This window comes from Haladaptatus sp. CMAA 1909 (assembly GCF_043952005.1).
Classification (GTDB): Archaea; Halobacteriota; Halobacteria; order Halobacteriales; family Haladaptataceae; genus Haladaptatus.
The window spans coordinates 253,344-276,811 of record NZ_JBIOAV010000003.1 but is presented as its reverse complement, the minus strand read 5'-3'; the positions used below and the strand labels follow the sequence as shown (position 1 = coordinate 276,811).

At 60.9% G+C, this 23,468-nt stretch carries 21 protein-coding genes; 10 read left to right on the top strand and 11 right to left on the bottom strand.

Annotation, left to right across the window (positions count from 1 at the left end; all coding sequences use genetic code 11):
* Nucleotides 1-102 precede the first annotated feature (102 nt).
* Together ACGYLY_RS23305 and folP are read right to left on the bottom strand one after the other, a co-directional pair.
* Nucleotides 103-1,479: an aminomethyl transferase family protein gene (locus ACGYLY_RS23305; RefSeq protein ID WP_395285162.1), complete on the bottom strand. Its 1,377-nt coding sequence runs from the start codon at nt 1,477-1,479 to the stop codon at nt 103-105.
* A 126-nt stretch (nt 1,480-1,605) separates the two neighbouring features.
* Complete coding sequence (gene folP / locus ACGYLY_RS23300; RefSeq protein WP_395285161.1) at nt 1,606-3,996, bottom strand: dihydropteroate synthase; 2,391 nt, start codon at nt 3,994-3,996, stop codon at nt 1,606-1,608.
* A gap of 231 nt (nt 3,997-4,227) precedes the next feature.
* On the opposite strand from folP, the gene ACGYLY_RS23295 reads away from it, so the two are divergent.
* The 3 genes from ACGYLY_RS23295 to ACGYLY_RS23285 are packed head-to-tail and all read left to right on the top strand — an operon-like array spanning nt 4,228 to nt 6,533.
* Nucleotides 4,228-5,955 carry a formate--tetrahydrofolate ligase gene (locus ACGYLY_RS23295; protein ID WP_395285160.1) on the top strand — a complete coding sequence of 576 codons (1,728 nt, stop codon included), beginning with the start codon at nt 4,228-4,230 and terminating at the stop codon, nt 5,953-5,955.
* 51 nt (nt 5,956-6,006) lie between these two features.
* Nucleotides 6,007-6,309, top strand: coding sequence for an EamA family transporter (locus ACGYLY_RS23290; protein ID WP_395285159.1), 303 nt, complete (start codon nt 6,007-6,009; stop codon nt 6,307-6,309).
* Nucleotides 6,306-6,533, top strand: coding sequence for a hypothetical protein (locus ACGYLY_RS23285; RefSeq protein ID WP_395285158.1), 228 nt, complete (start codon nt 6,306-6,308; stop codon nt 6,531-6,533). The genes ACGYLY_RS23290 and ACGYLY_RS23285 overlap by 4 nt, the downstream gene beginning before the upstream one ends.
* A gap of 48 nt (nt 6,534-6,581) precedes the next feature.
* Here ACGYLY_RS23285 and ACGYLY_RS23280 read toward each other — a convergent pair whose 3' ends face one another.
* Nucleotides 6,582-8,030, bottom strand: a complete 1,449-nt coding sequence (locus ACGYLY_RS23280) for an RNA-guided endonuclease InsQ/TnpB family protein (protein WP_395285157.1) — start codon at nt 8,028-8,030, stop codon at nt 6,582-6,584.
* 86 nt (nt 8,031-8,116) lie between these two features.
* On the opposite strand from ACGYLY_RS23280, the gene ACGYLY_RS23275 reads away from it, so the two are divergent.
* Nucleotides 8,117-8,371 carry a response regulator of citrate/malate metabolism gene (locus tag ACGYLY_RS23275; protein WP_395285156.1) on the top strand — a complete coding sequence of 85 codons (255 nt, stop codon included), beginning with the start codon at nt 8,117-8,119 and terminating at the stop codon, nt 8,369-8,371.
* 391 nt (nt 8,372-8,762) lie between these two features.
* On the opposite strand, the gene ACGYLY_RS23270 is transcribed toward ACGYLY_RS23275, so the two are convergent.
* Nucleotides 8,763-9,143 (bottom strand): RidA family protein, encoded by a 381-nt coding sequence (locus ACGYLY_RS23270; RefSeq protein ID WP_395285404.1) that lies wholly within the window; start codon nt 9,141-9,143, stop codon nt 8,763-8,765.
* Nucleotides 9,144-9,459: 316 nt separating this feature from the next.
* Between ACGYLY_RS23270 and ACGYLY_RS23265 the strand changes: the two genes are divergently transcribed.
* Complete coding sequence (locus ACGYLY_RS23265) at nt 9,460-10,353, top strand: bifunctional methylenetetrahydrofolate dehydrogenase/methenyltetrahydrofolate cyclohydrolase (RefSeq protein ID WP_395285155.1); 894 nt, start codon at nt 9,460-9,462, stop codon at nt 10,351-10,353.
* Between the two features lie 45 nt (nt 10,354-10,398).
* Here ACGYLY_RS23265 and ACGYLY_RS23260 read toward each other — a convergent pair whose 3' ends face one another.
* Entirely contained in the window at nt 10,399-10,599 is a 201-nt protein-coding gene (locus tag ACGYLY_RS23260; protein ID WP_395285154.1) for a hypothetical protein, read from the bottom strand.
* A gap of 155 nt (nt 10,600-10,754) precedes the next feature.
* Here ACGYLY_RS23260 and ACGYLY_RS23255 point away from each other — a divergent pair, with 155 nt between their 5' ends.
* Nucleotides 10,755-11,633 (top strand): bifunctional 5,10-methylenetetrahydrofolate dehydrogenase/5,10-methenyltetrahydrofolate cyclohydrolase, encoded by an 879-nt coding sequence (locus tag ACGYLY_RS23255; RefSeq protein WP_395285153.1) that lies wholly within the window; start codon nt 10,755-10,757, stop codon nt 11,631-11,633.
* 737 nt (nt 11,634-12,370) lie between these two features.
* Here the strand turns inward: ACGYLY_RS23255 and ACGYLY_RS23250 are convergent.
* The gene (locus tag ACGYLY_RS23250) at nt 12,371-13,237 is read right to left on the bottom strand and encodes a fumarylacetoacetate hydrolase family protein (protein WP_395285152.1); all 867 of its coding nucleotides are present in this window, start codon (nt 13,235-13,237) and stop codon (nt 12,371-12,373) included.
* Nucleotides 13,238-13,326: 89 nt separating this feature from the next.
* On the opposite strand from ACGYLY_RS23250, the gene ACGYLY_RS23245 reads away from it, so the two are divergent.
* Nucleotides 13,327-14,790: an aldehyde dehydrogenase family protein gene (locus ACGYLY_RS23245; protein ID WP_395285151.1), complete on the top strand. Its 1,464-nt coding sequence runs from the start codon at nt 13,327-13,329 to the stop codon at nt 14,788-14,790.
* A gap of 168 nt (nt 14,791-14,958) precedes the next feature.
* Here ACGYLY_RS23245 and ACGYLY_RS23240 read toward each other — a convergent pair whose 3' ends face one another.
* The 4 genes from ACGYLY_RS23240 to ACGYLY_RS23225 form a co-directional block, all read right to left on the bottom strand.
* Nucleotides 14,959-15,744, bottom strand: a complete 786-nt coding sequence (locus ACGYLY_RS23240; RefSeq protein WP_395285150.1) for an SDR family NAD(P)-dependent oxidoreductase — start codon at nt 15,742-15,744, stop codon at nt 14,959-14,961.
* Between the two features lie 86 nt (nt 15,745-15,830).
* Entirely contained in the window at nt 15,831-16,694 is an 864-nt protein-coding gene (locus tag ACGYLY_RS23235) for an MBL fold metallo-hydrolase (protein ID WP_395285149.1), read from the bottom strand.
* Between the two features lie 97 nt (nt 16,695-16,791).
* Entirely contained in the window at nt 16,792-17,190 is a 399-nt protein-coding gene (locus tag ACGYLY_RS23230) for an amphi-Trp domain-containing protein (protein WP_395285148.1), read from the bottom strand.
* 113 nt (nt 17,191-17,303) lie between these two features.
* Nucleotides 17,304-18,467, bottom strand: coding sequence for an enolase C-terminal domain-like protein (locus ACGYLY_RS23225; protein WP_395285147.1), 1,164 nt, complete (start codon nt 18,465-18,467; stop codon nt 17,304-17,306).
* A gap of 206 nt (nt 18,468-18,673) precedes the next feature.
* Here ACGYLY_RS23225 and ACGYLY_RS23220 point away from each other — a divergent pair, with 206 nt between their 5' ends.
* From ACGYLY_RS23220 to ACGYLY_RS23210, 3 genes are all read left to right on the top strand, one after another.
* A complete protein-coding gene (locus ACGYLY_RS23220; RefSeq protein WP_395285146.1) occupies nt 18,674-19,891 on the top strand; it encodes an NAD(P)/FAD-dependent oxidoreductase in 1,218 nt (405 codons plus the stop codon).
* Nucleotides 19,892-19,914: 23 nt separating this feature from the next.
* A complete protein-coding gene (locus tag ACGYLY_RS23215; protein WP_395285145.1) occupies nt 19,915-20,592 on the top strand; it encodes an HAD family hydrolase in 678 nt (225 codons plus the stop codon).
* 169 nt (nt 20,593-20,761) lie between these two features.
* Entirely contained in the window at nt 20,762-22,630 is a 1,869-nt protein-coding gene (locus ACGYLY_RS23210; protein WP_395285144.1) for a glycoside hydrolase family 15 protein, read from the top strand.
* A gap of 42 nt (nt 22,631-22,672) precedes the next feature.
* Here ACGYLY_RS23210 and ACGYLY_RS23205 read toward each other — a convergent pair whose 3' ends face one another.
* Nucleotides 22,673-23,458 (bottom strand): NAD-dependent epimerase/dehydratase family protein, encoded by a 786-nt coding sequence (locus ACGYLY_RS23205; protein ID WP_395285143.1) that lies wholly within the window; start codon nt 23,456-23,458, stop codon nt 22,673-22,675.
* Between the last annotated feature and the right edge of the window lie 10 nt (nt 23,459-23,468).

Here is a 23,468-nt window from a genome sequence, read left to right as displayed (position 1 = left end):
AGAGACGCGCCGTCCGGTATTCTCATACTCGATTACGGAGAAAGGCACTAAATCGGGCAGAAAAAGGAAAGAACAGTGCCAGCAGGGAACGGGCCGGGTCGATCAGTCGTTCGCTTCGGCTTCCTTCTTCGCGTTCAACTTGGCCTGTTCGCGGGCGCTCGGGTTGACCGATTCCTTGAACGGCACTCTCGCCAGGGTGGCGTACACCGACTCGCCCGGTTCCTCGGCGTACTCGTCGGGGAGGTGCACCTCGAACTCGATGTCGAGGTCCTCGTCGTAGATTTCGTCGTTGAGGTCCGCGTCCGTTTCCTCCTGAAGCTTTTCGGCCGGCACGAAGCCGAGTCCGATGTTCGTCTCCAGATCGGGGCTCCACCACGGTGACGTCATGTAGCCACATTCCTCGCCGGTCTCCGGGTCGGAGATCAGCCAGAAGTCCGGCGCGTAATCCCGTATCGGTTCGCCGGCCATCTTCAACCCGATCATCTTGTGGGTGAACGGGTACTCGCCGTCCTCGATGCGCTCCTTCTGCCGTTCCAGTTCTTCCTTGCCGATGTAGTCCGCCTCCTTGTCGTCCGGGACCTGATAGCCCAAGTTGACCTGGAACGGGGACGTCTCGTGGTCCATGTCCTGTCCCCACGAGAGGATTCCTGCCGCGATGCGCCGGTGGTGTCCGGGTGCGATCTGCATGCCGCCGTGGTCCTTGACGGAATCGAGGACCGGATCCCAGACGCGTTCGGCGTTCTCCATCGCGTCCTTCACGTAGATCTCGAAGCCCTTTTCGCCGGAGAACCCGGTCTGGCTCACCAACACCGGTGCGCCGTTGACTTCGGCCTCCATCAGGCCGTAGTATGGAATGTCGCTGACTTCCTCGCCGATCACTTCGATCATCACGTCCTCGGACAGGGGACCTTGAATCTGCATCGGTGCGACGTCGATCTCGTCGATTTCGACGTCGAAGTCCTTGCCGACGTTGACGCCCTGCAACCACTGCATGAGCGTGGAGTCGGAGATGGAGAACCAGAACTCGTCCTCCTCGGGACGTAGCAACACCGGGTCGTTCAGGATGCCGCCGTCCTCGTTACAGAGGATGACGTACTTGCCGCGCATCGTATCGATTTCGGTCGCGTCCCGGGTGATGACGTGATTGGTGAACGCCTCGGCGTCCGGGCCTTTCACGCGGATTTGGCGCTCGACGGCGACGTCCCAGAGCGTCACCTTGTTGACCAACGCGTCGTATTCGGCCATCGCGCCGCCCTCCTCGGGATCGACGAGGCCGCGCGGGTGATAGATTCGGTTGTACACGGTACACCGCCACGCCTCCTCCTCGTTGAACGATTTGTCGAAGAAGGGGGACTTTCGAACGCGCGTCGAAACCAACATCTCGATGCCGGGGTCGCCGGTCTGCCGTAGATTTCTCGGAACCGTGCGATCCGACTGGTCGACACTCGGGTGGTTGGGATGGTCGTGATTCTGTGGCATCGTTGTAGAGTGAGTTCAGATATGATAATAAAAGACGGTGTTAATAGTACCGGCCATTTAAATGCCCTCACGTATCGGAGCACTTCGAATCACCCGACGTCCGACGGAGAAACGGAGGTGTGTCGGCTACGAATCGTTCGTCGCCGTCACCGTCCGAAGGACCGCCGCGTTTTCCGCCACGTCGTGGACCCGAACCACGTCCGCACCCCGCTCGGCGGCCATGGTCGTCACCGCGAGGGTCGGTGGGAGTCGATCCTCGCTGTGGGAGCCGACGGTATCGAACATGGATTTTCGAGAGTGACCAACCATCACGGGACAGCCCAGGGCGCGAAACTCGGGAAGCCGGTTGACCAGTTCGAACGATTCGGCCGCGTTCTTGCCGAACCCGCAGCCCGGATCGACGAGTATCCGTTCCCGGTCGATACCCGCCCGTTCGGCGAGGAGGATCCGTTCGGCGAGTTCGTCCATCACGTCCTCGACCACGTCGTCGTAGCTCCTCGTTCGGTCGGGATCGACGGGGGTATCGAGGCTGTGCATCAGGACGAGCGACGCGTCGTGGTCGGCGACGACAAAACGCATCTCCGGATCGGCGAGGCCCGAGACGTCGTTGACGATGTCGGCCCCGGCGTCGAGGGCGGCCTCCGCGACGGCCGCCTTCCGAGTGTCGACGGAGATGGGAACGTCGAGCGACGAAACCGACTCAATGACGGGGACGACCCTATCGATCTCCTCGCCGACCGAAACCGGGGCGGCACCCGGTCGCGTACTCTCGCCGCCGACGTCCACGATATCCGCGCCGGCGGCGACCAACCGTTCGGCGTGTTCGATGGCGAGGTCGGCCTGTTCGTACTCGCCGCCGTCGTGGAAACTGTCCGGGGTGACGTTCACGATGCCCATCACGGCCGTGCCCTCGCCGCCGAACGGGGCGTCCGGTTTCGGGCCGTCCAGTGCTTCTTCGACCTGTCGTGCGAGATGTCCCAATCCGAGACCCTCGGTCGCGACGATATCCGTGAATTCCCGAAGCTGCGTGACCGTCCCGGCGAGCATCGTCGCGACGAGCTTTTCGGGCGCACCCGCCTCGGAACGCACGCACTTGCCGCCGACGGCCTCGATGGAACGCTCGACGCGTGCGGCCTGATCCCGGCGTAGTCGGGTCGTGAAAGTACGGTGATCGACGTCAGTGGCGGGCGTCTCGGGAAACGCATCCGCGGGAAACGCGGGCGAATTTCCCCGCCGTCCGCCGCGTTTCGGGACGAGCAATCGCGTCCACCGGTCCCGCGCCTCCGCGACGGCGTACAGCGAGCCGGTGACGAGCACGCAGTCCGTTTCGTCCGCTTCGGCGAGCGCCCGTTCCGTCGCTTCCGCGACGGACTCCACCGGGTGAACGGAATCGGCGTGCCCGTCGAATACGTCCGCCAGCACGGCGACATCCTCGGCGCGACTCACGTCGGGGCGGGTGACGAACGCAGCGTCGACCGACGGGAGTTCCGAAACCATTCGTTCGTGGTCCTTGTCCGACATCGCCGCGAAGACGACGTGGAGGTCGTCGTAGTCGTAGCGTTCCAGTAGGTCGCTCACCTTCGCGGTCGCGCCCGGATTGTGGGAGCCGTCGAGGACGGTCATGGGATCGGTGGAGACGATTTCGAACCGTCCCGGCCACGTCGCCTTGCGAAGTCCGGTCGCTATCGTCGACGGGTCGACCGCGGCAACTTGTCGGGCGATAGTCGCCGCCACGCCCGCGTTCGTCGCTTGATACCGGCCGAGCAGCGAAAGGTTGGTTTCCAACGTCCAATCGGGTGCAGTGATGGAGACGTCGCTCTCGACGTCGGACCGCATTCCGTTCTCGACCGCGATGACGTCCGCATCGTCGGGACCCACCGTTATCGCGTCCGTTTCCGACCGAATGGCCTCCAGCGCCGCACCGTCAGCACCCGTAACGATCGGGGCCGCGGTCGGAGCGACCTGTGCCTTGTCGCGTGCGATTTCGGCCACCGTGTCGCCGAGCAGTTCGGTGTGCTCTAAACTCACGCTCGTGACCGCGCTCGCGACCGGGTCGACCGCGCTGGTCGCGTCGTAGCGCCCGCCGATACCGACTTCGAGAACCGCGACGTCCACGTCCTCGACGCCGAAGTGGAGGATGGCGAGCGCCGTGAGGACCTCGAAGTGAGTCGGCGCATCATCGTCCGCCCGGAGCCTATCGAGGCAGGGATCGATACGTTGGACGTACTCCGCGATACGATCCTTCGGCACGTTCCGACCGTTGACTCGGATCTGTTCGCGAAAGTCGTTCAGGCTCGGGGAGGTGAACAGTCCCACATCGAGGCCGGCGGTTCGGAGGACGCTTTCGAGCAGACGAGCGGTGCTCCCCTTCCCGTTGGAGCCGGCGATCTGTACGAAATCGACGTCGTCCTGTGGGTTCCCGAGATGAGAAAGCATTCGCGCCGTCGTCTCCGTTCCGAATTTGGGGCGTCGACGACGGAGGGACGTCAGAAGGTCGGCTGCGTCGTGATACTCCATGACACATACCCACAGCGGCGAGGTGATTAAGGTATCGACGCCGCCACGAAAGCGGTCGGTGGCGGTAGAATCCTCGGTCGTCGCCGTCGGGACACCCGTCGAACCTCGTCCTCCAACGGTCGTTACGTGTTGAGCGACGGGGTGTCGCCCCCGCGGTCTCAAACACATCCTATCCACTCGGTTTCAGTAATGCCAATATTCTTACCTCGATACGGCGAATACTGACGTGAGATGTCATCACCGGACGATAGTCACAGTCCGATCCCCACGGATTACGAGATCGCACAATCGACCGACATGGAACCGATTTGGGAGTTGGTCGAGCCATGGGGGCTGGGGCTCGACGACCTCCAGTACTTTGGCGAATACACCGCGAAAGTCAAACACCACGCCATCGATAGACTGCGGGAGCAAGCCGAGGACAAAGAAGGAAACCTCGTACTCGTAACGGGGATGACGCCCACTCCCAAGGGCGAAGGAAAGACCGTCACGACCGTCGGCTTGGGCCAGACGCTCAATCACATCGGCGAGGACGCGATGATCGCCATTCGCGAACCGTCGCTCGGGCCGGTGTTCGGCGTCAAGGGCGGCGCGGCGGGCGGTGGTCGCTCGCAGGTCCTCCCGATGGAGGACATAAACCTCCACTTCACCGGGGACCTACACGCGCTCACGTCGGCACACAACCTCATCGCCGCGATGCTCGACGCCAAGATTTCACAGGGCAACGGGCTGGAAATCGACGTCAACGACGTCGCGTGGCCCCGCGCACTCGACATGAACGACCGAGTGCTTCGGGAGACGGTAATCGGTCTCGGCGGAAAGACGGGCGGGACGCCGCGGGAGGACGGATTCCTCCTCACCGCGGCGTCCGAACTGATGGCCGTCCTCTGTTTGGCCTCCGACCTCGCCGACCTCAAGGAACGCGTCGCTCGCATCGTCATCGCGTACAGCGAGGACGGCGACCCGATAACGGTCGACGACATCGAAGCGACCGGTGCAGTCACGATGCTCCTTCGGGACGCGATAAAGCCGAACATCGTCCAAACCATCGAGGGGACACCGGCGTTCGTCCACGGCGGACCGTTCGCGAACATCGCCCACGGAACGAACTCGCTCATCGCCGACAAAGCCGCGTTCGGAATGGGCGACTACCTCGTCACCGAGGCCGGTTTCGGCTCGGACCTCGGCGCGGAGAAGTTCATGGACATCGTCTGCCGGCTGGGCGACATGACGCCGAACGCGGTCGTCCTCGTCGCATCGGTCCGCGCGCTCAAGTATCACGGGTTGGATATGTGGCCGGCGGACTTCGACGAAATCGACGCGGCCGGCGTCGACGCCGTCGAATCCGGATTCGAAAACCTCGATAAACACGTCTCGAATCTCCAGAAATACGGCGTTCCAGTCGTCGTAGCGGTCAACCGGTTCCCCGAAGACTCGGACGAGGAAGTCGACTCGGTTCTCGACCACTGCCGGGACGATCTCGGCATCAAAGCCGCCGAGTCCACAGTCTTCGAAAACGGGAGCGAGGGCGGTATCGACCTCGCCGAACACGTCGTCGAAGAGGTTGAATCGAACGACGAAGAGGAGTTCGCGCCGCTGTACGACGACGAGGATTCCATCAAGGAGAAGATCCACACGGTCGCCACCGAGGTGTACGGCGCGGACGGCGTCAAGTACACCGGCGGCGCGGAGGACGACATCGAACGGATGGAAGACCTCGGCTTCGAGGAGTACCCCGTCTGCCTCTCCAAAACGTTCCACTCGCTGAGCGACGATGCGACCCAGAAAGGCGCTCCGGAAGGGTGGGAACTCGAAGTGCGCGAAATCTATCCGTCGGCCGGTGCCGGCTTTCTCGTGGCGCTCACGGGCGACGTGTTGACGTTGCCGGGACTGCCGAGCGATCCCGCCGCCGCCGACATGGACATCGACGGCGACGGCAACATCTCGGGCCTGTTCTGAGAATCCGTCCGTAGCCACTCCGCCAATTTCTCTCCCACCACCTGCTACTCGATGGTTCGATACCGAAACGTGGTCGCCTTCTGTGCAGTCGCCCTCTTGTGGGGGCTAAGTCTGGCCGCCGTAGAGGTGGGTCTTCGCTCCTTCCCGCCGCTGTTACTCTCGGCGTTTCGCTACTACATAGGGGGAGCAATCCTACTGAGCTACGTGGGTGTGGTGACCGAGCGGTGGTACCCACGAACGGGTATGGACGTCGTCGCCATCTGTGGCGGCGGCGTCTTTTGGATCGCCATCGGAAACGGCGTCTGGTTCGTCGGACAGGGCCTCACGACCAGCGTGCTCTCCGGGTTAATATGAGCCTGACCCCCATCGCGACCGTCGCCATTTCGTGGGGCATGCTCCCGCAGGACCGGTTGACGGTCGCTTCGTTGGTCGGCCTCTTCGTCAGTTTCTCCGGTGCGGTCCTCATGGTTTGGCCGTCCGATTTGGCAACCGTCACCGCCGCGCTGGTCGGAAAAGCGCTGCTTTTCGTCGGCGTTCTGGGGTTGGCAGTAGGGAGCGTCCTGATTCGGTGGGCTTGACATCCTCCCACGACTGAAGTCGTGGGATTCCTCTCGTGGGTGATTCGGCTAGTCTGAAACCCCGGAGGCAACTTTCCTCACACCGTGAGTACTCTGGTTTGCGGGTTCCTCTTTGGTCGAACGATCCTGCTGTCGCCAGCAGTGATCATCCCACTCAAGGCACGACACCGTCTGGTGTCCGCTCTCCGTCGTGTTCTCTCGGGAGTCCGCAGGCCGAGCCATCGGCCAACTTATCGCACTATCCACCTGCCCACGAAGGAAATTCACACTTCCAACCACATCCGAATGCCCCTCAAATTTGCACTCCATGCACTGAAAATGATCCCCGCTTCGATGCACATCTCCGGTTTCACAGACAGGACACATCGAAGACGTTCCGGCTTCACTCTCTTCACGGACTTTGATACCGTATTCGCCCTCCAACACTTCATGAAGGCGGCGACGGAACCGACCATGCGCCCAGAACAAATGCGTTTTCTCGTTCACTGTCGCAGACCAGTGTTTCTTACACACATCGTCCAATTTCCTGGCAACAAGCTCCGTGACGTTTCTCTCGTGAAGCCACTCAGCGAGCTGTCGAACCAACGCATCTTGAGCGTGGTCACGCTGTTCACCACGCTGACTATACAATTCCGTAATCCGACGACTAGACCAATCACCGTGTGCAAGTTTTGATTTTGCGGTAGCTATGGTTCTTGTGAGCGCGTGAAATCGTTCAAAGAGTTGTCGGCCATGGAAAATCAGTTGATCGCCTTCGGTTGTCGTGATAGCGGCGAGGTTGTTCGCGCCGATATCCACCGCTGCTACCACGTCCTCGCCAGAGGTGGTGGCCAGTGATGTTGGAGAATCAATATCGCGTCGGCGAAGTACCGTGTTTTCATCGCTGACAGTTTGATGTGCGGTGAACGATTCGGCGTCTCTTTCATACACGAGTTCGAGACGACCCTGCTTCCCTTCCCAATGAGGCCGACCTGATACTTCTAGTCGCAAGCGGTCATGGTAGCCAAGACCGTATTTTTCTTTAAGATTACTTCCAATAGGGATTTCGAGTCGGCTTCGATTACCGAATTCGAGAGTGTACTGGTCGTTTCGAACGACCGTATGCAGTTTCCGTTTCCGGTCTTCTTTCCAGTACCCGGGGATACTCGGTTTCTCCGTGACTTTGTTGTTGTCGGGGTCACGGTATTTGGAAAGCACATCGAAGTAGCTTTTCCATGCGCTCCAGTTTTTCTGTACGAGTTGTTGTGGAGCAGCTGATCCGAGTTGTTGGATGTATTTCTGTCGGTATTTTTCTTGCGTGACTGTGCTTTTAACAGCGGTTTTAAGTTCGATTACTGGTACTCGGTGGTCACTTTGGTTGGCTTTGTTGATGAACGCTTGGCGACGTTCGTAGTTGACTTCGTTAAAGCAGGCAGAGGACGCATCCAGCACTTCGAGCAAGAGCAGGCGCTCTTTGTGGGAGCGTGGTCTGACATCGACAGTGTTGGTGCGCCGCATCCACCATCTATTACGTGGTAGGAAGTATTAAAGGTATGGTTTTAAGAATGCGAAGCATTAACCTTACCTATAGAATACGGAAGAGTATGACTGCAAACGACCGAGAGCGAGATAATGGCGGTGAATTTCAGGCACGAGTGACGGATGAGGATTTACTGGATGTGTTATGTATTGCAGAGTCTCCAGTGCTAACAGCACAAATGATAGCGGATGAACTGCCAGTTGGTCGCCAAGCAGTGTATGAACGTCTCCAAAAACTGCATGACGAAGAATCCGTGGATCGGCTCAAAGTAGGGGGAAGAGCTGTCGTCTGGTGGGAAGTTGACAGTAGCGAACAGTAGAATCACAGGCTGTCGATATAAGTGGTTGTGCAACTCTGCCTATCGCTTAGACCCACGACTAAAGTCTTGGGCTTCCGCTGGTGCTATGTCAGTTCCGCTGTTCAGGGCGTGTTTACGGCCGCCCGGCACGGGCGTCCGTTTTAGACCCACCGACACTAATTCAAACAATCGATAAAGAGAACCTGAGTCTTTTGACAGGGGGACTTTTGATGATGAAGACAGGAGTTTCCTCCCCGTCCTACGCGCTTTGCGCGGTGATGACGGGGCATCCACTCCCTGCATTATAGTGAACTGGGCGCCGTCGGTTACCTGAATTGAGGCGCTAAGGCCCCCTCCTCAAAGAGCGCTCCTCAAGTGCGAGAGCGTCAGCCCGAGAGGTAGGGTAGGTAGTTCACTCCGTCGTTGCAATCGCCTCGATTTCGACCGCCGCGCCCTTCGGTACCGCACCGACGCCGACCGCGCTCCGTGCCGGCGGGTCGTTCCGGAAGAACTCGCCGTAAGCGTCGTTGAACTCGTCGAAGTCGTCGATGTCGTCCAAGTAGACGGTCGTTTTGAGGACGTGTTCGAGGGAGAGCCCCTCCGATTCGAGAATCGCCTCGACGTTTTCGAGGCACTGTCGCGTCTGTTCGGCGACCGATTCGTCGTCGAGCAACTCCCCGTCGGTCGTCAACGGCAACTGCCCCGCCGTGAAGAGGATGTTTCCGGCAGTCGTCGCCTGACTGTACGCGCCGACCGCTTCCGGTGCATCGTCGGTACTGATGGTTCGCTTCACGGTCGGGGTTTCCCGTTCGAGCGTCTTAAAATCCGGCCTTACCACCGACGAGAGCACATCGTTACGGATATTCTACCGTTCGTGGAGATTCGGACGCGATACTCGGCTTCCGCCGTTCGTGCGAATATTCATCATCACTTCAATGGGTGAACTATTCACCATTCCCGCCTATACTATCCGAACACGATAGCGATAGCCGAGCGTCGGCTAGGCAGCGGAGTCGCCTCCGGTCAGCGTATCGACGTGCCGGAATTCCCGCTCGAACGATGAGCGAGCGAACCGAACGGCGCCACCGACGACGGCGAGTTCACGAACCATGACTACGATAATCGACGGCAACGAGATTGCGGATGGAATCAGAACGGACGTGAAGACGTGTTCGAACCAGTTGGCCGACGAGGGGGTGACGCCCGGACTGGCGACGGTACTGATGAGCACGGACGGGGCCAGCGAGACGTACGTCTCGATGAAACAGCGGGCCTGCGAGGAGGTCGGTATCGAGGGAATCCACCACGAGATCGACCCGGACGAACCGGCCGAAACGCTGTTCGACCGCATCGACCGACTGAACGAAAACCCGGCCGTCGACGGGATCCTGGTCCAGATGCCCGTTCCGGAGCACATCGAAAAACGGGCGGTTTTGGAACGCATCGACCCGATGAAGGACGTTGACGGCTTCCATCCGGAGAACGTCGGACGACTGGTCGCGGGAAACGCCCGCTACAAACCCTGTACGCCCCACGGCGTGCAAAAGATACTCGCGGCGTACGACGTCGATACCGAGGGCAAGGATGCCGTCATCGTCGGCCGTTCCGACATCGTGGGAAAGCCGATGGCGAACCTGCTCATCCAACGGGATGAAGGGGGGAATGCGACGACGACCGTCTGTCACTCCCGGACCGATGATCTCGCCGCCAAGACCCGCGGTGCCGACATCGTCGTCGCCGCGGCGGGCGTTCCCGAGATGATAGACGGCGACATGCTCTCGGAGGGAGTGACCGTCATCGACGTGGGAATCAGTCGCGTCACCGCCGACAACGAGAAGGGCTACGAACTCGTCGGCGACGTCGACTTCGACAGCGCGAAGGAGAAGGCGAACGCTATCACGCCCGTCCCGGGCGGCGTCGGGCCGCTCACGATAGCGATGCTCATGTACAACACCGTCAAGGCGGCGAGCCTGCGGTCGGGCGTCTCCATCGATCTCCCGTAGCGTCGACGGACGCGCTCCTAGGTCGGTCGATCGGGACGGCGGTCGTCAGTGCGTCTCGACGGCACCGCATTCCGGACAGGTTATCTCGACGGCGTCGGTTCCGTCCGTCCGCTGTACGATGACGTCGTGGCTCGCTCCACACTGTTCGTGCATGTAGATTCGGTGGTTCGCGTGGCCGTCCAACAGGATATCGCCGTCCTCGCTCGGAAGCACGATTCCGTGACAGTAGTAACACTCGCCGGTCATGGGTACACCATCGTAACCCTCCGCCAAATATGTATCCCGCGAGCCAGCGTGACTACCCGACGGACCGTCACATTGCCGTCGGATTCAAGCGACGAATCGTCGCGGCGGTCGATTCCCCGAAGAATACTTCTCTCCCGGCGGAGCATACGAAATCGATGACAGACGCGACACTGATGCGGGGCCGACCGCTCGCGGACGACTTGCGTACACGGACGAGCGAGCGACTCGGCGTGCTCCGGAGTCGGGGCGTCACGCCGACGCTCGGAACGGTGCTGATGAGCGACGACGAGGCGGACGAGGCGTTCATGGACAAAAAGCACGACACGTGCGAGAAGGTCGGGATATCGACGAAGCGGGTCGACGTTCCGCCGGACGCGCCGGCGGAGGAACTCTACCGAGCGGTCGAACGGCTCGGTGCGGACGAAGACGTGACGGCGCTGTTCGTACAGGTACCCCTCCCGGACCACGTCGACGAACGCGCCGTCAGAAACCGCGTGCCCCCGGCGAAGGACGTCGATTGCTTCGCGCCTGTGAACCTGGGGCGTCTCGTGGTCGGATCGCCACGCGTGACGCCCGCCACTCCCGCCGCCGTGTTGCGGCTTCTCGCGGCCTACGACGTCGAAACGGCGGGTCGAGACGTGGTCATCGTCGGTCGGAACACCGCCATCTGTAAGCCGCTCGCGAACCTGCTGCTCGCCCGCGGTTCGGGCGGGGACGCAACGGTCACGGTTTGTCACACGGCGACGACGGATCTACCGGCCAAGACCCGCGATGCGGAGATTCTCGTGACGGCCGCGGGCGCTCCGCGACTGATCGACGAGTCGATGGTTTCGGCCGGCGTTTCTGTCGTCGATATCAGCGTCAACCGCGTCGAAACCGACGATGACAAGGGGTACGAACTCGTCGGTGACGTCGACTTCGAAGGCGTCAGGAAGAAAGCGAGCGCCATCACGCCCGTTCCGGGCGGCGTCGGACCCATGACGCTCGAACTACTTCTGCGCAACGTGGTCGACGCCACGGCGAGACAGGCGTGATATGGTCGGCCGAAAACGGTAGCGCGATTCCACAAACGATCGATTATGTGACGCATTGAGGTTGGGAATCGAACGACGAAAGGAACCACAACGCGTTGACGTGACTGTACTTTGGAATGTGGTCATCGAAGATGGCGTGATTAGGAGTCAAAATGGCTCGGAGCGGGTCGAGGTTTCCGGTCGAACCGATTCCTCGTTCGCTGACGGGTAGCGAAGCGCGTGCGACGAACACCTGTTACATTCGTAGGCCTGTAATCCCACTCGGTCACGTCGTCGGAACGATCCGTTCGAAAACGCGTCCCCGTCGTACGATCACCGATCGACGCCGAACCGTCTTCGTTGCCATCCTCCTGCGTCCTCGTTCCCGGGAAAGGAGATCGTCGTGGACGCCATTAGTATTGCATTATTATCACAATACTAAACGTTGATGATCTCTCATCTCCTCACCCACCACATTTTGAAGCAGTAGGCGATCACAGAGAGTATAGAACGCTTTTTCGATGGTATTGGACGAAATCATGGGATCGTCACGCTGCATCGGCCGGTCACGAACGATAATATTCCTAATATTTCTGGGAAACGATTAACCGCGTTGTATGTCGCTTTTTCTGTGAATTCTGGAATTTCACCTTCGTCACAGACGTTTGTCCTTTGGAACGTATAGGAAACTAAAAGCTACTTTATTCCGGTTAATATTGATAATTTAGTACAAGATTATCCGTCGTTCGTGCCTTCGATTACAACGTTTTGACGCTGTTGCGGAGCGTCCCGATGTTTTCGATTTCGATTTCGATACGGTCGCCCGCCGCGAGCGTGAAGTCGTCGGGCGGGACGAGCGACGTACCGGTCAGGAGGACCGTCAGCTCCGGCACCGAGTCGTGTTCGGTGAGGTACGAGACCAGTTCCTCGCAGGTTCGCACCATCCGTGACGTCGACGTTGAACCGTCAAACATCACTTCTCCGTCGCGTTCGATGCGCATCGTCATCGTCAGGTCGCGGGGATCACCGACCGTTTCCGGCGAGGCGATACACGGCCCGATGGCACAACACCGATCGAATATCTTCGCCTGCGGGAGGTAAAGCGGATTTTGCCCCTCCAGCGACCGACTGCTCATGTCGTTTCCGACCGTGTACCCGACGACGTTCCCGCGGGCGACGACGACCGCCAATTCGGGTTCCGGAACGTCCCACTCGGAGTCGGAACGAATACCGACGGCCTCCTCCGGTCCAACCGTTCGACTGGGCGTGGCCTTGAAGAACAGTTCCGGTCGGTCGTTCTCGAACGCGCCCTGATACATCGAGGAGCGTCCACTCTCCTCGTTGCGGGCGTCGTTGCTCGTCTCGTACGTCACACCGGCGGCCCAAACCTCGTCGGGAACCGCCGGGCGGTCCGACTCCGATGCGAGTTCGGTGGCATCGAGCAACGGTGCCTCGTCGAGATGGTTTCGACACACGTCGTCCACGTCCGCTCCGACGGCGGACGCGGCCAGCGCCAACTCACGGAACGAGGAGATGTCCGTGACGGCAGTGAGGTCGTACGCCTTCTCCTCCTCTCGCGCGAGGAGACGGGGGCCATCATCCGACGATATGTGATGGTAGCGCATAGCAACGAGTAGGGTCTTGACTCACTAAGATCCGGCGGCGAACCGACGAGCCAAAAGAACGGAGTGATTCACGTGCATACGTTCTGTCGATGCCCGAAACCTACACCAACTACGTCGACGGGGAGTGGAGAGAATCGGAATCGGGCGAACAGTTTGAAGTCCACAATCCCGCAGATACGGAGGAAATCGTCGCGGAGTTCCCGCAATCGACCGCCGGGGACGCACGAGGTGCGGTCGAAGCGGCGGCAGCGGCACAGGAGGAGTGGGCCGACACGCCCGGACCGACTCGCGGGAAGGTGTTGCGTGCGACGGCGAAACGCATGGACGACCGTGAGGACGAACTCACCGAAACGATGGTTCGCGAGGAGGGAAAGACCCGAGCGGAGGCGAACGCGGAGGTCAATCGCGCCATCAACATCTTTTATTACTACGCCGAGCGGGCGATGGATTACGCCGGAACCCGGCAACGACCGAGTTCCGAGGACCAGAACCTCTACACGATACGCGAACCCATCGGCGTCGCTTCGCTCATCACGCCGTGGAACTACCCCATCGCCATTCCGTCGTGGAAGAGTGCGCCGGCGTTAGCGACCGGAAATACGGTCGTGCTCAAACCCGCGATGGACGCGCCGACCGTCTTCGCGAAAGTGGTCGAGTGTATCGACGAGGCCGCCGACGAGTACGACGCTCCGGACGGCATCTTCAACTTCGTCACGGGAAGCGGCGAGGACGTCGGAAACGCCATCATCGAACACGAGGACGTCGACGCCGTCTCCTTCACCGGGAGTCAGTCGATCGGGGAGATGGTGTACGAACAGGCGACGGACGCCCACAAGCGCGCACAGACCGAGATGGGAAGCAAGAATCCGACCGTAGTCACGCCGAGCGCCGACCTCGAAACGGCCGTCGAAGTGGTCGGTGGCGGTGCATTCGGCGTCACCGGACAGGCGTGTACGGCGACCGAACGCGTCATCGTCCACGATTCGATGTACGACGACTTCGTGGACGAACTCGTGGAGTACGCCAAGAACCTCGACATCGGGACCGGTCTGGACGACCCGGACATGGGTCCGCAGGTCTCGGAGAGCGAACTCGAATCCACCTTAGAGTACGTCGAAACGGGGCAGAAAGAGGGAGCGACGTTGGAGTACGGCGGTGAGAAACTCGACGACGGAGAGCACGAGGACGGCTACTTCGTCGAACCGACGATTTTCTCCGACGTGGATTCGGACATGCAGATCATGCAGGAGGAGGTGTTCGGCCCGTTCGTCGGCGTCATGTCGTACAGCGACTTCGACGAAGCAATCGAAATCGCCAACGACGTTGAGTTCGGCCTGTCGGCGGGCATCGTCACGGATGATCACTCCGAAGCGAACCGCTTCGTACAGGACGCGGACTTCGGCGTTCTGAAAGTCAACGAGAAGACGACCGGCCTCGAACTGCACGTCCCGTTCGGCGGCATGAACGCCTCGTCGAGCGAGACGTACCGCGAGCAGGGAGAGGAGGGGATGGACTACTTCACCATCATCAAGACCGTCTACGACAACTACTGACGACGGTTTCGAACCGATTTTTTAGTTCTTCGAGTTCCACGTCAGTCGGTGAAGCGGCTATCGGACGGTCGTTTCTCACTCGTGGTTTGCAAACGAGAAAAAATAGTGGCGTTTCCCGGCACCCGCTAGGACACCTCGACAACCGACCACATCAGAGGTCGAAGCCGCCTAAATCGCCGTCCAGCCGCCGTCGACGAACAGCAGTTCGCCGGTGATGTAGTCGGCGTCGTCGCTCGCGAGGAAGAGCGCGGGTCCGGCGATGTCCTCCGGGAATCCCGCCCGACCGAGCGGAACCGGTTTGATGAAGCCACCTTCGCCGGCCGCTTCCTGCGCTTCGTCGCTCCACCCCTCCGTGAACTCCGTGGCGATTTGGCCTGGGGCGACGGCGTTGACGCGGATGCCGTGGTCGGCGAGTTCGAGCGCCGTCCCTTTCGTTATCATCTCGATAGCGCCCTTGGTCGAGTCGTACTGCACTTGGTCGTGCTGGGCGACTTCGGAACTGATGGACGCCGTGTTGACGATACAGCCTTCCTCCCCTCGGTCGATCATGTCCCTGGCGGCGGCCTGCGTGCCGAAGAAGTACCCGCGGATGTTGGTGTGGTGAAGCTTATCGAACGCCTCTTGATCCACGTCGAGGAAGGCTTCGCTGTGTTGCATCGCGGCGTTGTTCACCATCACGTCGACACCGCCGTACTCGCGGGCCGCCTCGACCATGGCTTCCAGTTCGCCGGGTTTGGAGACGTCAGTGTGGACGAACTCCGCCGTTCCTTTGTGCTCGTCCACGATCTTCTCGTGCGTCGGCTCGCCGTCGGATTTCGGCTCCTCGCGCACGTCGGCGTTGATGACCGTCGCGCCCGCCTCGCCGAATCGAAGCGCGATTGCGCGGCCGATACCCGAACTCGCACCGGTGACGATGACCGTTTCCCCGTCGTAATCGAAGTGAACGGCTCCCATGGCTGGAAACGTACGCGAGAGAGGATGGTAAGTATACTCGTTGCGTTCGAAAGCGAGGCCCCTCGAATCGCGACGCGCCGGAACTCTCAGTGTTCCCGGATCGATTTGGGGCGGATGACGCCCGGACGGTCGATGGCGAGTCGGTCGCCGATACGGATGGTTTCGAAGACGCGGGGGTATTCGTACGACGAGAGGTATTTGCGGAGCGCTTTCGGGTCCGCTTCGACGCCCCGCCACACGTCCCAGTGGACCGGGGCGAAGCGGTCGAGCGAGAGCGCGTTGACCGCCTGCGCGACCTGCGTCCCGTCGTTGTACCAATCGGTGACGTAGGTTTCGCCGTCCTCGGTATGATAGATGTTTCCGGTCGTCCCGTGAGCGAGAACGCCGAGGTCGATGTCGAACTCATCACCGATTTCGTAGAACGCGTCGGCGGGACGCGAGTCGCCCGGCGCGAAGAACGTCCCCGATTCGTGTTCCACGACGTAGCTCACGGGTTCCGCTGAATCCGGGTCGTTCGCGCTCCGGACGTGGACGTCGAGGTCTCCGATCGAGATGTCGTCGCCGGGCGAGACGACGTTCCGGTCGACGTCCGATACGCGGAGGTCGCCGTCGTAGGCGGGGTTCTCGAACGCTTCGTTCGGCGCGTAGACGTTCGCACCGAGGTTCTCCACGACCGGGCCGTAGGACGGCGGGTGCATGTGGTCGATGTGTTCGTGCGTGACGAACACCGCGTCGCACATCGTCGCATCGGCGGCGTCCATGGGAACCGGAATCATCCGAATCGTTCGCGGCGGCGACCCGTCCCCGAAGTACGGGTCGAGGTACAGCGTCGTCTCCTCGGTGCGCAGGATGTACCCGTTACAGCCGAGATACCATACCGATAATCCGTCCACGTTCGCCGCTTCGACCTCGTCACGGACGAACCAGTCGCCCCAAGTCGAGTGAACCATGACGGCATGAACTAACGGACGGAAACGCATAACAGTGATTGCCACCGTCGGAGGTGGGTCCTGCTGGTGACGATCGGTCGAAGATCGTCGATCCGAATCAGTGAACGCTGAGTTCGTCGTCCGTTTCGACCTCGTCGCTCGCCCACCGAAGGACGAAACTCACGCTCTCTTCGGACCCGGAGTCCATCAGCGAGGAGTCCGAATCGACGGCGACGCTGAACGAGACCGTCTCCGGCGGGTTCATCGTCGCGCTCTCGTTCCCGACGAGGAGCGTCACCTTCTGCGTGCTCGTCGATTCGAGCGACTCCGACGGGGAACTCCCCACCGAGTCGGTCGCGGAACCGGCTTCCCGGGACTCGTTCGTTGCGATACCCGTCTCGGGACCGGTCCCGTCGGAACGACCCGTTCCGTCGGAATCCAGTTTGTCCGCGAACTCGCGCAGATACGTCGCGACCTCCGACCGACTCTTTTCGAACTCGGCTTCCAGTTCTGCCATACCCTCGATTGCCGAAGCCGCTGTATAATCATGCTGGTTGCAATAACAAGCCCCCTTTATTTAACGGTGGACGGCGGCTCACGACCGTCGTTCGGCCGCACGGCTACAAAGCTTCACTCGTAGGTGCGACCGCCGACCCGGTGGTCCTCGATGTAGTCCCAATCGTACTCGACGCCCAATCCGGGACCGTCCGGGATGGGAACGGTGCCGTCGTCGTCGATGGCGTCGAGGTCGTCCACGTAGTCGCCCTCGTACACGGGCGGCGTCGTGTTTTCGCACTCGGGATGGACGAGCGCCATCTCGTAGTAGTTGGCGTTCCGAATCGCCGCCATACAGTGGCGTTGTGCGGGACCGGGCGAGTGAATCTCCACGTCGACGCCGAACCCTTCGGCCATGTGAGCGATTTTCATCGCGCCGGTGATACCCGCGTCGTAGGCGGGGTCCGCGCGAAGGAAGTCGGTGGCGTCGTTCCGCAGGAAATCGGTGTGGCTCTCCAACCCGCGGACGTGTTCGGTCTGCAACAGCGGCGTGTCTATCTGCTGGCGTAGCTTTCGGTAGCCGTACTGCGAAATTCCCCCGTCGCGGTACGGATCTTCGTACCAATAGAACTCCTCGTCGTCGCACGCGCGACCGACTTGCAAAGCGTCGCCGAACGTCTCGTACTCGCACGCAGGGTCCAACATGAGGTCCATCTCGTCGCCGACGCGCTCGCCGACCACGTGGACCGTTTCGATTTCGCGGTCGATGTCCCGTCGCTCGTCGCTCCCGCCCCACCCATGGATTTTGAAGCCGGAAAAGCCGCGTTCGAGACACGCCTCGGCGAAGTCGGCGTAGGCACCGGGCGAGTCCAGACCGCCGTTGTCGTCGGCGTGATAGGTCGACGCGTAGGCCGGGAGGCGTGTACGGTACGACCCGAGCAGTTCGTGAATCGGCGCGTCGTAGCGTTTCCCCGCGAGGTCCCACAACGCGATATCCACGGGTCCGATACCCATTCGATCGTACTTCCTGAGGCCGCGTTTCATCTCGGACCACAGTCGCTCGCGGCGGAGCGGGTCCGCACGGATGAGGTTGTCGGCGATTTCGTTGATTTGGGCGAATCCGGGCGAGTTTCCGCCGACGAACTCGCCGGTGAGACCCTCGTCGGTGTGAATCTCGATGGCGAACAGGCTCCGATCCGTCGTCGAATCCGGGTCGTAAACGAGGTTGAAGCCGTCGTCCGATCCGACGTTTTCGATGGGATAGGAGAACTCGGTGGATTCGATTCTCGAAATCTCCATATCTCCTCCACGGTGTCCGTCCGGGTAAAATTTGTAGCCGCGTTCGTCCGAGTCCGGCGTTGGCAGGCACGAGGCTTAACACCGAAACCGTCGTAGCGTACGACCACGCGAACCTGCCGCTGTGGCGGAGAGATATACGGACAGGAAACGGGAGAAGAACGGACAAACGACCGATTTCGAAATCGATCACGACGACTCACAAAACCATGTCAACGACAATCGCCGTCCTCGGATCGGGATACGCCGGGGTCGCGGCCGTACAGAGCCTCGAAGACGAGTTGGAGGAGAAGGACGCCGATATCGTCTGGGTATCGGAGACGAACCATCATCTGGTGTTACACGAGGTCCATCGCTGCATACGGAAACCGGCGGTCCGTGACAAGGTCGTCATTCCGATAGACGACCTCAAATCGGAGGACACGGAGTTCGTCCACGGGACGGTCAACGGTCTCGACGTGGACGACCACGTCGTTCATCTCGAAGGGGAGGACTCCATCGACTACGATTACTGCATCGTCTGCCTCGGCAGCCAGACGGCGTTCTACGGTATCGACGGGTTGGCGGAGCACGCGCTCACGCTCAAGAGCCTCGGCGACGCAATGACGATACACCAGCAGGTCATGGCGGCCGCAACCGATGCGACCGAAGACGACCCGGCACAGGTGGTCATCGGGGGTGCCGGACTGACCGGCATCCAAACCGCGGGTGAGGTGGCCGCGTTACGCGACGAACGCGACCTCCCCATCGAGATACGAATCATCGAGATGGAGGACGAAATCTTCCCGGGACACGACCACGAGTTCCAAGGGGCGATTCAGAACGAACTCGAACGGAAGGATATAGACATCATGACGGGTGCGACGGTGTCCGAGGTGGACGATACGACGATTCAGTTCGAGGGGGAGGACCCGCTCCAGTACGACGTGTTCGTGTGGGCCGGCGGCGTGCAGGGGGACGACGCGCTTTCCGACGTCGATATCGAGAAAGAACACAACCGCGCCTACGCGAATTCGACGTTCAAAACGAGCGACGACCGCGTTCTCGCCATCGGCGACGCGGCGCTCGTCGAACAGGACGCCGAGGGCGGGCCGCTCTCCGAACAGGACGCGTGGGAAGCCATCGTCCACCCCGACACGGACGACGTTCCCCCGCCGACGGCCGAAGCGGCCATGGAGGAAGGAGAACACGTCGGCGAGAACGTGGCGCGCATGATAGCGGGGAGCGAACCAGTCCACTGGTCGTACATCAACAAGGGCACGCTGGTCTCCGTCGGAGACAGGGCGGTCGCACACGACGTCATCGGAATCCCGCTCAACACGTTCGGTGGGCCGGGAGCCCGTATGCTCAAGAAGGCGATATCGGCCCGGTGGATAGGGGAATCGTACTCGTGGGTAGCGGCGGCGAGAGCGTGGAACGACATGTGAGGCGAAACGGAGGCGAGCCCGAGATGGTACGAGATGAGACGGGGAAGTCCGAGCGGACCGTCGCTGTCTACTTCGATATCGACGGAACGCTCCTCGAAAAACGACGCGACGAGGAGGAAATCGTCGAAACCGCGAAAGCGTTCGATATCGAACTCGACGACGAATCGGTCCACGAGTTCGACGGGTTGGTGGAGCAGTATTTCCGGCGAAACGTCGCGGACGGCTACCGGGAGGCCGTCGAGACGTTCACGGACCATCTCGGAATCGACGTCGATACCGACGCGTTCACCCGCGACCTCGAATGGCGAAAGGTGGAGAACACCCGCCTCGCCGACGGGGCGAAGGACGTTCTCGACGGGTTCTCCGACGTCACCGTCCTCGGAATCATCACCAACGGTGCGAGCGACATTCAACGGGAGAAACTGGCGAGACACGGCATCGCCGACTACTTCGAACACGTCCTCGTCTCGGGCGAGTTGGACACGATGAAGCCGAAGGACGAGATGTTCACGGGGGCAAAGAGCGAGCGGCCGGCGGACGAGTACGTGTACGTCGCCGACCGCCTCGGCGACGACCTCGTTCCGGCAAGGCAGAACGGCTTCGTCACCGTTTGGATTTCGGACGAGGGCTCCGGGGTCGCCGACGTCACGGTCCCGTCGCTCGCCGAACTCACTATGGAGGCCGTGGACGATGCGTTGTGATTCGTGAGTCCAGTGCCGACGGTCAGCACACGGGAATGGACCACGGTCGAGCGTTCGACGGAGCACAATAATGAATAGAAACAGGGTCGTAGCCGGGAGTCCGACGACGATGGATACAGGGAGTTTCGAGGGTATGACAGTGATTCGATCGAAAAGGGAGTGAGTATAGATGGGTTCGTTTACGCCGATTTCGGAGTACGGAGTTATCGGGAATTTGGAGACATGCGTCCTCGTAAGCACCGACGCATCGATAGACTGGGCGTGTTTTCCGAGCGTGAACTCGTCGAGCGTTTTCGCCGGAATTCTCGACGCCGACCGGGGCGGGCGGTTCGCCATCTCGCCCGTCAAGGAGTACGAGGCTAGCCAACAGTATCTCAGCCGCACGAACGTCCTCCAAACGACGTTTCGGACGTCGTCGGGCGAGTGCGTCGTCACCGACTTCATGCCGGTCATCGGAGAAGGAGTCGCGAAGGAGTATCCGAAACACGCCGTCTACCGGCAGGTGACGTGTACGGAGGGGTCGGTCGATATCGACGTGGAGTTCCGCCCTCGCTTCGATTACGCACGCGCCGAGACCAGCCTCGAACCTACGTCAGGTGGGGTTCGAGCGACTAGCGACGACGAACGTGCGTTCCTCTCGACGACGAGGAACACGTACATCGAGGACGGCATCGCTCACGCGACGTACGCGCTCGACGAGGACGAGAGCGACTGGTACGTGTTCCAGTACGACACCCACGAACCGGTGAGTCACAACGCCTGTGAAGAGGTACTGGACGAGACTGCCGAGTATTGGCGGGAGTGGAGTCACACCTGCGAGCGATCCGAGTGTCCCTTCGACGAACTGGGACACGACCACATCATTCGGTCGGGACTCGTCCTCAAACTCCTCACGCAGTTGGACACCGGAAGCATCTGTGCGGCCCCGACGACGTCGCTGCCGGAGAGTATCGGCGGGGTTCGGAACTGGGACTATCGGTACAGTTGGATTCGGGACAGCGCGTTCACCATCCGTGCACTGACGCACCTCGGACACGCCGAAGAGGCGGAAGCCTATCTCGACCACTTCCTCGACCTCAGTCGCTCGACCAATCCGAGGAGCCTCCAACCGTTGTACAGCCTGAAGCGCCAATCCGATATTCCTGAGGAGCAACTCGACCACCTCTCGGGCTACCGTGGGTCGAAACCCGTTCGGATAGGGAACGAGGCTGCGAACCAATTTCAACTCGACATCTACGGCGAACTCGTGCAGGCGGTGTACCAGTTGGTTGGAACCGACAGAAGAATCAGCGAGGACGACTGGAATGCCGTCTACGACATCGTCGAATACGTCTGTCGCAGATGGGACGAACCGGACTCGGGAATCTGGGAGCCACGCAGGGAGGAACGCCACTACGTGTATTCGAAGGTAATGTGCTGGGTGGCGATAGACCGCGCTCTCGATATGGCCGAAAAGGAGGGGTTCGACGCACCGGAGGCACGCTGGCGGGACTACCGTTCCGATATCAGGGAGGCGATTATCGAACGGGGGTTCGACGAGGAGAAACACAGTTTCACGCAAACGTTCGAGGGCGATACCATCGACGCGACGGGGCTTTTGATTCCCCTCATGGGCTTCCTCCCGATAGACGACGACCGAGTGCAGGGAACCATCGAGACGATCAGAGAGACGCTCGCCACACCGGAGGGTTTCGTATATCGATACAAGGAGGGAGGTGACCGATTGCCCGGCGACGAAGGGGTGTTCCTCCTCTGTTCGTTCTGGCTCGTCTCGGTGCTCGCCCGCTCCGGTCGAGTGGACAGGGCGTGGGAGATATACGACAACGTTTTGAGCTATTCGAGTCCGGTTGGACTCCTTGCCGAGCAATTGGACGTCGAGACAGGGCAACAACTAGGGAACTTCCCGCAGGCGTTCAGCCACATCGGCCTGCTCAACAGCGCGCTTTACATCGCGGAGGAACAGGACGACGAGTTCACGTTCGACACCGCCGGAATCGAGGGAGACCCGTACGGACACGGGCCGGAGACCCGGGACTGAGCGGAGTCGAACGTCTATTGTGCGGATGACAACGACGTGTCATTAGCCGTCGTTTTCGAGTACTTCGGCCGAGTCGTCTCTCGGTCGATAGCCGATGGACTTGAGCGTGTGGGTGAGCGAGAGACAGCGTTCGTCGTTTCGGGATATGGCGTGGGCCGTGACCGGGTTCGTCGGGATGTCGGCGAACGCGGCGGACCGTAACGCGTCGTGACAGTCGCGGGGGCTGAGCCACATCGCACGTGCGAACCGAGCGTACGCTTCCGGGTAGTCAGTATCGGGGTCCTCCTGGCTTTCCCGGAGGTTCTCGCGCGACATCAGCCACCCGATGCGGAGGTTCACCGCTTCGATGCCGCTCTGACTGGCGAAGCGGTTGCCGATGGCTTCGCTCGACACTTTCGTCACGCCGTACCACGAATCGGGATGCGGTCGGGCATCGTGGTTGACGACCGGCGTGTCCTCCTGCAACGTTTCGGGTTCGTCTGGGTCGACGGTTTCGTTCCCGTTGATGGCGTGGTTCGAACTCGCGTAGACAACCCGGTCGAGTCCGTTCTCGACCGCCGCTTTGTACGCGTTGTACGTCCCCTCGACGTTCACCGTGTGAACGTCGTCCCAGTCGGCGTACGGGGAGGGGTTCGCCGCGAGGTGGATGAGAACGTCCTCGTCGGAGAGGGCGTCGACGAACGCGTCCCTGTTTGTCACGTCGACCGGAATGCTGTCCATGTCGTCGCGCTCGTGCTGCGTGATGAGCGTGAGGTCGTGGTCATCGAAGGCCTTCCTGACTTCCGTTCCGACGTTACCTGACGCGCCCGTGACTGCGATTCGGGTCATATCGGTTGGT